Consider the following 12802-nt stretch of genomic DNA (forward strand, 5'->3'; position numbering starts at 1 on the left):
GATTTTTTATTTTCAGAAAATCCCTCTAATTTCCACAAATGGAAGACGATAAAGATTTAGAGCATAATAATCCGCCAGTGTTAGGAAAGTGGAAAAATTTCTATTGGTTATTGATTATTGTGTTAGTTTCCTTAATTGGAATTTTTTACGCCATAACCCAATATTTTGCATGAGCGCTTTAGATTGGACAGTACTTTTCGGTACACTTTTACTTATAGTTGGGTATGGTGTATATAAAACCAAAGGAAGCAAGAATATTGAATCCTATTTAAAGGGGGATAATAGCATGAAGTGGTGGACCATCGGTCTTTCCATTATGGCAACACAGGCGAGTGCTATTACTTTCTTGTCCACTCCAGGTCAAGCCTACAATAGCGGTATGGGATTCATACAATTCTATTTCGGTTTGCCTATCGCTATGATTATTTTGAGCATCTGGGTGTTACCTATCTACTATAAATTAAAAGTTTATACAGCTTATGAATACCTAGAATCTCGTTTTGATTTAAAAACCAGAATATTAGGTGCATTTTTATTCTTGATTCAGAGAGGTCTTGCTGCAGGAATCACTATTTATGCTCCAGCCATTATTTTGTCCTCTATATTGGGCTGGCCCTTGGTTTATACAACTGTTATTATTGGTTCTTTAGTGATAATCTATACCGTAAGTGGAGGTACAAAGGCTGTTAGCCAAACGCAAAAGCATCAAATGATAGTGATGATGGGGGGGATGATTGTTGCCGGTCTTTTTGTGGTGAAGTTACTTCCTGAGGACATTGGAATAGTAGAAGCTACCAAAATAGCAGGACACTTAGGAAAGCTTGAGTTGATTAATACGGAAGTGGATCTAGAGAATCGCTATACTTTGTGGACCGGTCTTTTGGGAGGCTTATTTGTGGCATTATCATATTTTGGGACTGATCAATCACAGGTAGCGCGATATTTATCAGGTAAATCCTTGACTGAAAGCAGATTAGGATTAATGTTCAATGGATTGCTCAAGATCCCTATGCAATTTGTTATTTTGTTCATTGGAGCGCTTGTTTTTGTATTTTATCAGTTCAATCAAGCCCCAGTTTTCTTTAATGAAGCAGCCAAGGACGAAGTATATCTGGATGTAGATCAAAAGGAAAAGTATCAAGCTATTGAGCAGCAATACTCAGATTTGTTCGAAGAGAAAAGAAGACAAGTGCAACTATTGTCAACGGCAGAAGGAGAGGAAATTGAGGGTTTAAAGGAGCGCATTGCTGTTATCCATGATCAAGAGGAACAATTGAGAGATGAAGCGAAAGCTATCATTAAAGCAACCAACCAAGATTTAGAAACCACAGATACTGACTACGTTTTTATCACCTTTGTAATGGATAATCTGCCCAAAGGGATTATTGGGCTCTTATTAGCTGTGATTTTTTCTGCAGCTATGTCGTCAACAGCCTCGGAGTTAAATGCATTGGCTTCTACTAGTATTATAGACATTTATAAAAGAAATATTAATAAAAACGGAAGTGATAAACACTACCTAATTGCTTCTAAGCTTTTCACACTATTCTGGGGGCTAGTGGCTGTGTTCTTTGCTACTTTCGCAGGACTTCTAGATAATCTGATACAGGCGGTAAATATATTAGGTTCAATATTTTATGGTACGATATTAGGAATTTTCTTAACGGGTTTCTTTATAAAATACATAAAGGGGAATGCAGTATTTGTCGGAGCAGTCGTAGCGCAAATAGTAGTGTTGTATTTTTATTTCTTCAGTGAAATGGCTTATCTGTGGTTCAATGTCTTAGGTTGCGGCTTGGTAATCTTTAGCGGACTCATAATTCAATACGTGAAAAATAGTAAAACAAAATCCGATTGAGGTAAATTATAAGTTTAAACATCTAATGTTTAATTATATTTGGAGGTTTCCTTCACTAGTTGTATTTTTCTAATCTATATGAAGTCTTGTTTTAAAATATTTTTTGTTCTTGTTTTGATTCATATCACTACTTGCTTGGTAGCTCAGGACCCTGAATTGTCAAAAATCTACATGGAACAAGCTGACCAAGTATATGCAGAAGCGAAAGATGCAATTGAAATAGCTAAAGATATTTACGTTCAATCAGCAGAGGCAGATACAATGAATATCCGGGCTAATTACATGGCTGGTAAATTATACCTTGAAACAGTAAATAGAGATTATTCTACAAAGTATTTTGAGAGAGTAAAAAGATTAGATCCTAAATACCGATTTAATATTGATTATTTGCTGGGACGAGGTTATCAATATGGGTTAGAATTCGAGAAGGCGATTATGCATTTTAACCTCTATAAAAACAGGTTAGTGGCTAATAAGAGTTATCGAGGAGGAGACAAAACCTCTGTTTATGATGTGAATGACAGAATTGAAGAGTGCCAAAATGCTAAGGAAATTATTGGAATGCCGTCCTCTTACACGATCGAGAATGTTGGAGATGATGTGAACTCAACTTGGCCGGATTATGCACCGGTTTTGAATGAAGATGAAACCGTGATGATTTTCACTTCAAGAAGGCAAGAGGGTAATACAAACGAAAATGTTGATAAGGATAATTTTTACTTTGAGGATATTTATATATCAAAACGAAAAGGGGTTACTTGGAGCAAGTCAAAAAATATTGGGCAGAATATCAACACCCTTTATCACGACTCAAATTTATTTTTGAGCAGTGATGGAAAAGTTTTGTATATCTATTCAGACGAGGGGAATGGAGACATCTACTACTCCACTGAAAATGCTGCAGAAGAATGGTCTAAACCAGTTCCCTTAGAAGGGAGGATCAATTCAAATGGATTTGCAGAACAGTCCATCTGGGTTTCAGAGGATGGTGAGTTTATGATGTTTGCTTCCAACAGGCCTGGTGGTTACGGAGGCTTTGATATTTACGGCTGCTATCTTGAAGATGGTCAGTGGAAGAGACCCTTCAATATGGGACCTGAGATCAATACTAAACAAGACGAGGACGGGCCTTACATGGCCAAAGATGGTTTGACTGTTTACTTCAGTAGTAAAGGGCACAAAGGATTTGGTGGTTTTGACGTGTTTACTACAAAATATGATCCTAAATCAGAGAAATGGACTAAACCTGAAAATTTGGGATACCCTGTTAATACTGTTGACGATGAAGTCTATTTTCACCCAACTTCAGACGGTGAAAGAGGGTATCTTGCTTCTGTCCGTGAGGAAGGGCTAGGTTTTACGGATATCTACATGGTGAAACATGTGGGCGATTTGGGGATCACAGCTAGAGAAAGAATTGCTAAATTGAAGAAAACTAAGAATGAGTTTATCACTGACGAACAGCTGGAAACAAAGAAATTAATTGATTCAGTGTTAAGTATTTCAGCTTACCAAGTCTATTTCGAAGTTAATTCAACTGATGTCTTAGAAAGACATGAGCCTAAATTAAAGGACATGTCTACTTTCATTAAGGCTCATAATAATTTAGGCATACAGATATCTGCTTTTGCTTCTTCTGATGGTAATCCGAGATATAATTATGAACTATCAAATAAAAGAGCTCAAGCTGTGTTAGATTTCTTTCTTACGCAAGGAATAGAGGCGGATAGAATGGCGGCTAGAGGATTTGGTGTGCTTTCAGGTGGTACTGAAGATAAATCAAGAAAGGCCGAAGTTAAAATCCTCGACCTTTCGAAATTTGATGAGTGAAAAGGATGATTGTTTTCAGCCTTTTTATTTTATAATGAATTGATTAAATCCTGATTTCTTTTAACGTATCCGAAATCACCTGAACTATTCTTTTTAGCTAATTCAATTGATTTTTCTGCTACTTTTTTGGCGTCTTTTTTGTTACCCATTTTAGCTAATATTTGTGCTTTCAAGTGTAAATTCCAAAATTGAGCACTATTGTTTCCTTCCGCTAAATACGTATCAATCCATTTTAAAGCTTGTTTTAAGTCTTTATCCGTGGTGTAATAGTAATTAGCAGCTGTAATAAGATTTCTAGGGTCAACTTTAGTGTTTTGCTCAATTTGAGTCATAACTAAATCATCATAAGACACTTCAATAGGAATCTTGAGGCTAACATTCTCCCACTCAAAGTGAATATTAGCTGATTTATTATCTGCACTAATGTCTGAAATTTGATAAGTCAAAGTTTCTACTGCTTCGTCTAGTTCTTCAACTTCTCTAATAACAGAAATGACTTCCTTAGATTCATCGTAGTTTCCAACATTCCCTCCTAGTGATAAATCACTATACAATTTGAACTCCCATTCGTTTTCTTCAGGAGTCATGAAGATCAAATATTGTCCAGCGTCTACTTTTTTACCTGCTATGATAGCTTCGGTAGAAAGATTTAGAATACTACCACTGTTGGCTCCTGCTCTCCAAAGCACCCCATATGATTGTAAATAATCATCGCCATCTCCAAATATTTGTCTTCCTTTAAGGCTTGGTCTAAAATAGCTAATAGCCACATCAGTTAATCCAACCGTTGTTTCTACTTTTGCTTTTGGAGAAGGTTGAGGAATATTAATCTGTGCTTTCAGCTCAGGCGTACTTATCATGATAATAGATAAGCAAAATAGTACTAGTGATTTTTTCATCATGTTTATTATTTTTAGTTAAATTAAAAAGTATTTAGCATTCAAAAACTACTTTTCTGAATGAAAGTTACAAAAAAAAGATTAGGTAGAGCATTTTTTCAAAATCCAGATGTAGTATCAGTTGCCGAACAGTTACTTGGGAAAGTAATATGTGCACATATTGATGGAAACTATTGTGAAGCGATGATTACAGAAACCGAAGCATATGCCGGGAAAAATGATAAAGCTTGTCATGCACATAGGGGTAGATTTACTAAGAGGACTGCAGTAATGTATGAAGATGGCGGCACCTCTTACATTTACTTGTGCTATGGTATTCATTCTCTCTTTAATATCGTAACTAATGTCGAAGGGGCGGCTGATGCCGTCCTAATAAGAGCTATTGAACCTCTGAAAGGTACAGAGAGGATGCTACAAAGGAGAAATTCTAAAGAAGTTAAACCTAGTATTTTTTCCGGCCCCGGTAAGCTCACGAAAGCTTTAGGGATAGATAAATCTTTAAATGGAATAGATCTCGTAAGTAGTGATGATTTGTTTTTAGCTGATCATAAATTGCTTGTTGACAAAATTGTTAAAACTACTCGAATAGGAATTGATTATGCTGGAGAGGATGCGTTACTACCATGGCGCTTTTATATTTCGGGAAATAAATTTGTTAGTCAGCTCTAAAGCTATGTTTTTTTTATAAATTAGATATCAAATAATAAACAGATGGATAAATTCTTATGCCCAATAGATTTTTCAGCTTATTCCCTTAATGCTGTTGAATATGCAGCAAAAATTCTGCAAATAAGAAAAGGAAGCATGACGTTGATCCATATTTTTTCCGAAAAAGAGTTTCTGCATGCTGTAGAGGGAGAACAGTCTGAATTTGATGACTTAAAACAACATGCTAAGGAAAAATTGACTGGATTAGCAGATGAGATAGAAAATGAATACGGCTTTGAATGTGATTTTGTACTTTCTATCGGTGAAGTGAATAATTCAATTAGTCAATATGCACTCAAGAACGGCTTTGATTTAATTGTAATGGGCACTCAAGGAAATGGATATAATCGAAAGACGATAATTGGAAGCAGGACATTAAGAACGGTTCAAAATGCTTCCATTCCAGTCTTGACGGTTCCTCTGGATGCGGATTTTAAAAATTGGAATTCCGTAGTGTATGCTTCGGATTATTCTGAGCAAGATAAAATTACCATGCAGAAATTGGTAAGTTTTATTTATCCTTTTCGAAGTAGAATTAGATTCGTCCACGTCAGTCATTCTAATAATGTTATGAGTGAGAAAAGCTATGAGAAGTTTAAGACAGAATTATCTAGCTTTCTAGGTTACGAAAAAATAAGTTACTATTTAAAGGAGTACAAAAAAGATATAAGTAGTGGTATAGAAGAGTTTGTGAACGAGCAGCAAGGAGATGTATTAGTATTGCTTAAAAGAAAAAGAAATATTTTCGAGAAACTAATAGGAAGTAGTGTGTCTACTGAAATTACTTATTTAAGTACTCATGCACTTTTAATTTATCATGAAAAGGAATAGATCATTAAGTATATAGGGCTGATCAATACGCAGTTCGATCATGTACAGTTTTTGAAATTAATTTGATTATTTTAATGCGACTCTCGCAGTTTTTTGAATAGTAGTGGTATTATGCAATATGCTCAACCTAGCTAGTAGAAATACCATAAGTAACTGATAAACAACTTAAAAGATGCCTTTAATTATTTTATAACTTTAAGTTGATTTTAGTGAAAAATGTCTTAGATTAGCATTTCAATAGTACATTAGAATTGTTACGTTATTAAATTTTGCAAAGATTGGAAGTAAGATTTACTATCATTGACAATTGTAACAATTAATGATTTACTTTAAATTGTAATAATTATAAATTCTGAAAGAATGCGGGTACGGTTGGTATTTTTCATATTATTATTTTCAGTGAGCTACTTGAGTGATGGCCAGGATCGGCCATTAATTATAGATTCATTAGAAAGTATTTATGATGATATTGCGCCAGTATTATCAGCCGATGAAAACACACTGTATTTTACAAAAAAGAATAATCCTGAAAATGCAGGTGGTGAAAAAGATCAAGGAGACATTTGGTACAGCGAGAAAGTAAATGGAAGCTGGACCAAAGCGCAGAGATTAAAAGGTCCGGTAAATAATCTGAATTTTAATGCTGTAATTGGAATTACACCTGATGATTATATCATGTATGTGGTGGGTAATTACAAAAGTCCTAGAAAAGGAGGGATATCTTATTCAAGAAGAATAGGAGATAATTGGAGTGAACCACAACCGATTGATATCCCTTATTATAAAAATAAATCAGATCACCTTTCGGGTAGTCTAAGCAAAGACGGTAAAATAATGGTTCTAAGTTTGGAAAGTTTTGGGTCAAGAGGTAATGAAGATATTTACTATACCTTTAGGAAGTCGATAGATGAATGGACGGAACTACGAAATTTAGGAGTAGATATTAATACAGAAGCTCAAGATTTAACTCCCTTTTTAGCAGCAGATAATAAAACCTTGTTTTTTAGTTCAAATGGAAGAGGAGGACAAGGTAGTAGAGACGTCTTTTATTCAAAGCGACAGGATGCAACTTGGACTACTTGGTCTGAAGCAAAAAATTTGGAAGGCGTAAATTCTGAAGGTGCGGATTGGTATTTTCAGTTAATCAATTCTGGTAAAGATGCATTGCTTGTTAATACTGTCAATAGTATAGGGTTGGGTAATATCGTGCAAACCAATACTCCAGAACAAGTTGAAATAGAAGCGGAGGTAGAAAAAAGTATGACAGCTTCTTCGCAATCAGTTTTGGCTATTGGAACGAGCACAAATAAAAATAAGCCAATTGTGCGAGAGAAGATTCAAGTCCAATTTGAAGTAGTGGATGGTTTTACAGGAAATCCCCTCAAACCTCAAATGCTGATTAAAGGGGTGAATGAAATGAGTAAAAGTTCATATTCAGAGATTGTAATGGGTAAAAACTCATCATACCAAACGAAGCTTTTTAAAGATTCTATCTACACTATTGATATTTCTGTGGAAGGTTACTTAGACGATTTGCAAACTATTAAAACGGATACTATCAGTAATAATGATGTAGTTAAGTTGGAGCTTTTAAGTCTAGAGGAAGGAACCACAATTCAGTTGAAAAGTGTTTTATTTAAAAGAGGTACGGCTGATATTTTAGATGGCTCATTTGAAGAGTTAGATCGGGTTTATAATATGTTAAAAAAGAACCCAAATGTTGAAATTGAACTATCGGGTCATACTGATAATACAGGTAGTGCAAAGTTAAACATAGAGCTATCTCAAGAGCGCTCGGATAGAATAAAAGAGTATTTGGTAGGGAAGGGTGTAGATGCTAGGAGACTGGATAGCAAAGGATACGGTGGAGCAAGACCAATTGCTAGTAATAAATCAGAAGCTACTCGCAAGTTGAACAGGAGAGTGGAATTTACCATCATCAAAATCTAACAATTGTAAATGGTTACTGCGGGAACTAGTTTAAGGGAAAGGAAATCAGCAAAACTAAAATTGTTAGTATTGACTATAGCCAAAACCATGCTTCGCCAGCAAAGCTTTCAGGATATTCACGTGATGGATCTCTGTAAGAAAGCAGGGATCTCAAAAGTAACTTTCTTTCGCTATTTTCCTCAAAAAGAAGATTTATTACTGTATTTCATGCGAGTATGGGCTTTTGAGCTTAGTATAGACATGCAAACCACTAATATAAAAGGGCTAAAAGCAGTTAAATTTATTTTTGATAGATACGGTGATTTATGTGAGAATTATCATTCAGTCATCCTGCACTTGATTAAATATCATGCTATTTCCCCTTTAGTATTAAAGCCCATAAGTATTAAAAAAGCGGAAAAACAACTTTTATTTCCAAATCTAGAAGGGGTGGATCAAATGGAAGTCCTGGCATTTGACAGATTATTGGAGAAGTATGTGCTTGAAGCCATTTTCCAAACAGAAATTACCAAAAGTTCAGATGTTTCTGATTTGGTAAGCATGTTGTTAACCACTACCTATGGATCAATTCTTGTTGCTAAAATGAAGCAAACTCCAGTCAAAGCGACTTTAAAAAAGAATATTACGGCAGTCTTGGAAACTTTTTGATTTATCCTCCATTCGTAATAGCTCTTCATCATTTTTGATTATTTTTACAACAAATAATTAATTATGAAAATTACAGAGTTTTTAAAACATAACTATCGTCATTTTAATGCTGCAGCGCTTATAGATGCAGCTGATGCATACAAGAGTCATGTCGAATCCGGAAAAAAAATGTTGGTGTCCCTTGCTGGTGCAATGTCTACTGCAGAATTGGGGATTTCTTTTGCTGAAATGATTCGACAAGATAAGGTTCAAATCATTAGCTGTACGGGCGCAAATTTAGAGGAAGACTTAATGAATTTGGTGGCTCATAGCCACTATGAAAGAGTTCCCAATTACAGGGATTTAACACCTCAGCAAGAATGGGATTTGCTAGAAAAAGGACTCAATAGAGTAACGGATACTTGCATTCCTGAAGAAGAAGCCTTTAGAAGATTACAACAACACATTTTTGAAATTTGGAAGGACGCAGAAGAGAAGGGGGAGCGATATTTTCCTCATGAATTCATGTATAAATTAATTAGGTCAGGAGTTTTAGAACAATACTATGAGATAGATCCTAAAAATAGTTGGATGTTGGCAGCTGCCGAAAAAAACCTACCAATAATTGTTCCGGGATGGGAAGATAGTACAATGGGTAATATTTTTGCCAGTTATTGTGTGAAAGGTGAATTAAAACCTTCCACCATGAAATCAGGGATTGAGTATATGACGTTCTTAGCAGACTGGTATAAGCAAAATGCTGGAACAGAGGGCGTTGGCTTTTTTCAAATCGGAGGGGGTATTGCTGGTGATTTTCCAATTTGCGTAGTGCCTATGCTTTATCAAGATTTGGAGTACACTGACGTTCCTTTTTGGAGTTATTTTTGTCAGATCTCTGATTCTACAACGAGTTATGGTTCATATTCAGGTGCTGTACCTAATGAAAAAATAACATGGGGTAAATTGGATATAGATACGCCTAAATTCATTGTTGAATCAGATGCAACTATTGTAGCTCCTTTGATATTTGCGATTGTCTTAGGGCAGTAATAGAAGACCTAAAAAATTGGATTATAACCCTGCTTAAATCACTTAATGCAGGGTTTTACCTATTTCTAATACTTCAAGATAAATTCCTGCAGATTATCAGAACGTTCCAGTTCTAGTTTTTTACGTAATCTATAACGAGCTATTTCAACGCCTCTAACTGAAATATTTAATAGATGAGCAATTTCCTTGGTACTAAGATTCATTCGTAAATATGCACTTAATTTCATTTCCTGTGGACTTAGATTTGGGTAGTCGGTTTGCCACCTTTTAATGAAGTCTCCATGTACTTGATCAAAATGAATAGAAAAATGCTCCCAATCCTCGTCTGCGGTAATGTTTTTGTCAATATTATGAATTACCCGACTTATTTCATGTTTTACCTCTTGATTTTTGCTTCTTTTTAAAATACTGTTAAGATTTGATTTGATGCTATTGATAAAACTATTTTTATTTATTAAGTGCATAGTAGAAGTAGCTAACTCCTTATTTTTTAACTTAATTTCTGATTTTAACTTTTCGTTTTTCAAGTGTTCTAGCTTCTGTTCGGATGTTTTTAATTCACTATCAATTCTGGTGATTTCCTTCTGTTTCTGTTCGGTTATAATTTCTGTTTTCTTTTTGTACCGTAGTTCAAAAAATAGAAATACAAGTACTGATAATATTAAACCTATAAAGAAGTAGGTGCCGTAAGCCCAATTAGTGCGGTACCAAGGTGGTAAAATGGTAAATTCAAAAGTGGCCACAGTACTTAATTGTCCATGAATGTTTTTGGCTCTAACATGAAAAGTGTAATTACCCTCTCGGAGGTTGGTGTATTCTTTGGAAGTTCTTACTGACCAATTACTATAGCCTTCTTCATTGTTTTCCAACCAGTATTGATATTCATTATCAAATTGACCATTCATGTAAGGAGCACTGTATTCTATTCTGATGGAATTTTCTGAAAAAGGGATTTCAATTTTTTTATTGATTTGTTTGAAAGTCACTTTCTCTCCATCCATTTGCCTCCCATATGTGATAATTGAATCTTTTGAATTCAAAATACTCACTTTGGTGAAAATTACATTATAGTTGATCTCCTGCAATTTTGGAATTGAATTGTCAAAATGTATAAATCCTTCTTTAGCCGCAAATAAGACCTTATTTGCTTCTAATGTGGAAATATTATGAAGGTCATCGTTGAGAACATTGCGTAATTGGTTAAAAACTGCAGTATGCTTTTGATAATTACCATTGGTAGACTTTTCTAATACTCCAGTTTCATTTATACTTACAAAGTATATGTTTCCGAGTGCATCTTCAGCAAAGCTTACAAATTGCTCATTTTCATCAAAGTAATCAGATAAAAATGAAGACTTGACAAAGCGATCTTTACTTGTACTATATTCATATAATCCTCTTTCACTAGAAAAAATGAGGTTATTATTTAATCTCCATACATTGATTAAAACATTTGAAGGCAAACCCTTTTCCTTGCCGTAATATTCTGTTTTAACAGATCTCAAATCTTCAGACAATGTAATTTTGTAAACGCCTTTATAACCGTGAGTCATCCATATATTTCCTTCTTCATCTTCTTCCATTACCCGTGAAGACTCCTTAAATCCTTCGAGTTCATATAGAAATTGAAGACCCTCCTCTGATTTTTTAAAGAGGCTTAAACCTTTGTAATTACCTTGTATGACAAGTTTTGGATATTTCTTTAGATCTATACAAGTCCAAGTTCCAGGGATGTTTGCCAGCATTATTGCTTCAGCACCATTGACTTCGTAAGTACCTGAATGATGTCCCATTATAATAGAATTGTGAATTTGCTGAATGCTATAAACCTGGCCAGATGCATTTTCAACCTTTTTGAAGGTGGTGTTTTTTGAAGAAATGTCTTTGTAATATAATCCATTGTTAGTCCCTAGATAAAGTGTGTCTCGCAATAAGAGGGCGTCATAACCGGTTCCTGGAAGTCCAGTTTGTTCATTTACATGTTGGAAGGGCGAATTTAAAGCAACCGATGAAATTCCATTATTGTGTCCAAGCCAAAGGTTACCTTGAATATCTTCATATAGCGAAAGAACAGTTCTATTTTCAATGCCCCTGCCTTTGTTTAATTGCATTTTGATTTCTCCTCTGCTGTTGAGAATAAATAGGCCTTCATTTTGAGTACCAATAGCTATTTCTCCGCTTTTTAGCCTAATTATTTGATTAATATTTGATGATTTATAGGTGTTTTGATTTTCAGTATTCCAAATGGAGATTGAATTGCCTGTTTTTACAAAAATACCATTTTTCAATGTGCTAATTAAAAGCTGGTTATTGCTAATCTCCAGAATCCCACTTATAGTCATATCTTTAAAGAAGTCACCAATATCAGTCTTTTTTATTTCCCCGTTTTCCAAGATTGATAAGCCTTTTTCAACTTGATTGAGGTATAACTGATGGTTTACCAGGAAGAAATTATCTGGGTCATTCTCAGGATTGACCGTATTTATTAATTCCCCTGAATCATTAAATATAAAGATGTCATCAAAGGTGCAGAATAATAATCTATCATTTTGTTTAAATACTCTCCAAGCTTCATCAAAATCTCTTTTCTCTCCTTTGATGCTGTCTGCTAGACTAACAAAAGTTAATTTTCCAAGCCTGTCAGGAATGTAGTATCCGAAATCTCCTTGTGCAGCAATATAGATCTTACCGTCATTGTCTACTAGTACATCTCTACACTTTGTTCCACTTTCTAGTGAGTATTTATTCCAATGGGTTCCATTAAACTCCAATAATCCGAAATTGTTGGCCACGTAAAGTAAGCCATCTTGACTTTGGGTGATTTTCCAATTTTGGATACCACCGTGATAATCTTGGCTGGAATAGTATTTATAAAAAGGGTACCCAATAAACTGGCCATGGCAGAAATTCCCTATCATTAGTAGACTCAGTAGTATGAATAGTACCTTATTTTTCTCTTTCATTTTCCAGATATTAATAATTTACAATTTAGTGAAATATGATAAGATTGTAGTAATAGGGGAGAAAATTGTATAGAAATACATGGGCA

General features: G+C 34.7%; 10 protein-coding genes. 8 read left to right on the forward strand and 2 right to left on the reverse strand.

The annotated features are described in order from the left end of the window. Window positions 1–38: 38 nt before the first annotated feature. The 3 genes from B9Y84_RS20905 to B9Y84_RS01150 all read left to right on the forward strand — a co-directional run bounded on the left by B9Y84_RS20905 (window position 39) and on the right by B9Y84_RS01150 (window position 3688). Entirely contained in the window at window positions 39–173 is a 135-nt protein-coding gene (locus B9Y84_RS20905) for a hypothetical protein (protein ID WP_262494114.1), read from the forward strand. After that, window positions 170–1858, forward strand: coding sequence for a sodium:solute symporter family protein (locus B9Y84_RS01145; protein ID WP_085515255.1), 1689 nt, complete (start codon window positions 170–172; stop codon window positions 1856–1858). Before B9Y84_RS20905 ends, B9Y84_RS01145 begins: the two co-directional genes overlap by 4 nt. Before the next feature lie 171 nt (window positions 1859–2029). Further along, window positions 2030–3688: an OmpA family protein gene (locus tag B9Y84_RS01150; protein WP_176223677.1), complete on the forward strand. Its 1659-nt coding sequence runs from the start codon at window positions 2030–2032 to the stop codon at window positions 3686–3688. A 29-nt stretch (window positions 3689–3717) separates the two neighbouring features. Here B9Y84_RS01150 and B9Y84_RS01155 read toward each other — a convergent pair whose 3' ends face one another. Further along, the gene (locus B9Y84_RS01155; RefSeq protein ID WP_245830798.1) at window positions 3718–4590 is read right to left on the reverse strand and encodes a DUF2911 domain-containing protein; all 873 of its coding nucleotides are present in this window, start codon (window positions 4588–4590) and stop codon (window positions 3718–3720) included. A 57-nt stretch (window positions 4591–4647) separates the two neighbouring features. Between B9Y84_RS01155 and B9Y84_RS01160 the strand changes: the two genes are divergently transcribed. The 5 genes from B9Y84_RS01160 (at window position 4648) to B9Y84_RS01180 (ending at window position 9753) form a co-directional block, all read left to right on the forward strand. After that, window positions 4648–5256, forward strand: coding sequence for a DNA-3-methyladenine glycosylase (locus B9Y84_RS01160; protein WP_085515257.1), 609 nt, complete (start codon window positions 4648–4650; stop codon window positions 5254–5256). A 42-nt stretch (window positions 5257–5298) separates the two neighbouring features. Beyond that, window positions 5299–6126, forward strand: a complete 828-nt coding sequence (locus tag B9Y84_RS01165; RefSeq protein WP_085515258.1) for a universal stress protein — start codon at window positions 5299–5301, stop codon at window positions 6124–6126. A gap of 399 nt (window positions 6127–6525) precedes the next feature. Then, window positions 6526–8076 (forward strand): OmpA family protein, encoded by a 1551-nt coding sequence (locus B9Y84_RS01170; protein ID WP_176223678.1) that lies wholly within the window; start codon window positions 6526–6528, stop codon window positions 8074–8076. A gap of 9 nt (window positions 8077–8085) precedes the next feature. Continuing rightward, entirely contained in the window at window positions 8086–8724 is a 639-nt protein-coding gene (locus B9Y84_RS01175) for a TetR/AcrR family transcriptional regulator (protein ID WP_085515260.1), read from the forward strand. Window positions 8725–8787: 63 nt separating this feature from the next. Continuing rightward, window positions 8788–9753 (forward strand): deoxyhypusine synthase family protein, encoded by a 966-nt coding sequence (locus tag B9Y84_RS01180; protein ID WP_085515261.1) that lies wholly within the window; start codon window positions 8788–8790, stop codon window positions 9751–9753. A 65-nt stretch (window positions 9754–9818) separates the two neighbouring features. On the opposite strand, the gene B9Y84_RS01185 is transcribed toward B9Y84_RS01180, so the two are convergent. Further along, window positions 9819–12716 (reverse strand): two-component regulator propeller domain-containing protein, encoded by a 2898-nt coding sequence (locus tag B9Y84_RS01185; protein ID WP_085515262.1) that lies wholly within the window; start codon window positions 12714–12716, stop codon window positions 9819–9821. Window positions 12717–12802 lie beyond the last annotated feature (86 nt).

The sequence above is a fragment of the Marivirga sericea genome, from assembly GCF_900177665.1.
In the GTDB taxonomy this organism is placed as follows: domain Bacteria; phylum Bacteroidota; class Bacteroidia; order Cytophagales; family Cyclobacteriaceae; genus Marivirga; species Marivirga sericea.

Excerpts from the sequence above, each read along its gene's own strand:
- B9Y84_RS20905 (WP_262494114.1), top strand. The coding sequence starts at position 39 with ATGGAAGACGATAAAGATTTAGAGCATAATAATCCGCCAGTGTTAGGA.
- B9Y84_RS01145 (WP_085515255.1), top strand. The coding sequence starts at position 170 with ATGAGCGCTTTAGATTGGACAGTACTTTTCGGTACACTTTTACTTATA.
- B9Y84_RS01150 (WP_176223677.1), top strand. The coding sequence starts at position 2,030 with ATGGAACAAGCTGACCAAGTATATGCAGAAGCGAAAGATGCAATTGAA.
- B9Y84_RS01155 (WP_245830798.1), bottom strand. The coding sequence starts at position 4,590 with ATGATGAAAAAATCACTAGTACTATTTTGCTTATCTATTATCATGATA.
- B9Y84_RS01160 (WP_085515257.1), top strand. The coding sequence starts at position 4,648 with ATGAAAGTTACAAAAAAAAGATTAGGTAGAGCATTTTTTCAAAATCCA.
- B9Y84_RS01165 (WP_085515258.1), top strand. The coding sequence starts at position 5,299 with ATGGATAAATTCTTATGCCCAATAGATTTTTCAGCTTATTCCCTTAAT.
- B9Y84_RS01175 (WP_085515260.1), top strand. The coding sequence starts at position 8,086 with ATGGTTACTGCGGGAACTAGTTTAAGGGAAAGGAAATCAGCAAAACTA.
- B9Y84_RS01180 (WP_085515261.1), top strand. The coding sequence starts at position 8,788 with ATGAAAATTACAGAGTTTTTAAAACATAACTATCGTCATTTTAATGCT.
- B9Y84_RS01185 (WP_085515262.1), bottom strand. The coding sequence starts at position 12,716 with ATGAAAGAGAAAAATAAGGTACTATTCATACTACTGAGTCTACTAATG.